Origin of the sequence: Thiolapillus sp., assembly GCF_048562965.1 — a bacterium.
Taxonomy (GTDB): Bacteria; Pseudomonadota; Gammaproteobacteria; order Chromatiales; family Chromatiaceae; genus Thiolapillus; species Thiolapillus brandeum_A.
Window position 1 is genome coordinate 1 of record NZ_JBHNMF010001131.1, and the last position, 855, is coordinate 855.

Consider the following 855-nt stretch of genomic DNA (forward strand, 5'->3'; position numbering starts at 1 on the left):
GTTTCTTGGCGGCGTAAGTCAATGACGCGAAACTTTGTTGCTTCATTTGGCTCTGTACTTATGTTCTGGGAGGTGGGTATATTTTACCCTGTTTGGTCGATTCAATCAGAGCTTCCCTAAGGAATCAGTCAGAAGTTTCCTAGGGAATCGCTGATTAAATCTGAGCGAAGCAGATTGTGCCCGGCGTTTTCGAGAACAAGGCGAAGTTCGCAGCCAATAGCATGCTATTGGCAAGAACTTCAACGCAGTTATCGGAAGCGCCGGGTGCAAGATGCGAGTTCATGATTTATTCAGCGGTTCCCTAACACCCCACGTCGTTCAGATCGGCATCCAGATTGCCCTTGCAATTGGTTTGCGCGGCTTCGTCATTGACGCTGGCAGTAGAACCGATCAGGGCGCTGTAGATAACCTTGGCTTTGGCTGCCGTGCTGACGAAATGCACGCCATATCCGCTGCCGCTTGCCGCCTCGCCCCCCACCACGGAGTTTAAAATACCGCCGTTGCCATTGCCCCGGAACTCCGCACCGATGGCGCTGCCACTGCCGGCGTTCTCGCCACTTATTTCCGAATCCCGAACCAGGCTGAATCGCTCACCGGGGTCAATCTCCTCAATGATCACGCCATAAGGAGGGTGTCGCAAAAGCCCCTTCCTGAACGTTACGGTTGAGGGTAACCTAGACCCTTATGTGGAACCACTACTCTTCTTAGCTTCGCTACGATGAAAAACCGACCTAATAAAAAGGCGTGTTGCGAGAATAGATACCAGCAACCAACCCAGTCTGTTCGACGAGTTGCCGCAGATGGAGTCAGAAAATACAACGGGGCCTGAACCGGCCACATTATCCGGGGTTGTTT

1 protein-coding gene is annotated in these 855 nt (G+C 52.3%); it reads right to left on the minus strand.

Annotated elements, in window-relative coordinates; genetic code table 11:
• Positions 1-301: 301 nt before the first annotated feature.
• Positions 302-640: a hypothetical protein gene (locus tag ACOCD2_RS22790; RefSeq protein ID WP_293650620.1), complete on the minus strand. Its 339-nt coding sequence runs from the start codon at positions 638-640 to the stop codon at positions 302-304.
• Positions 641-855 lie beyond the last annotated feature (215 nt).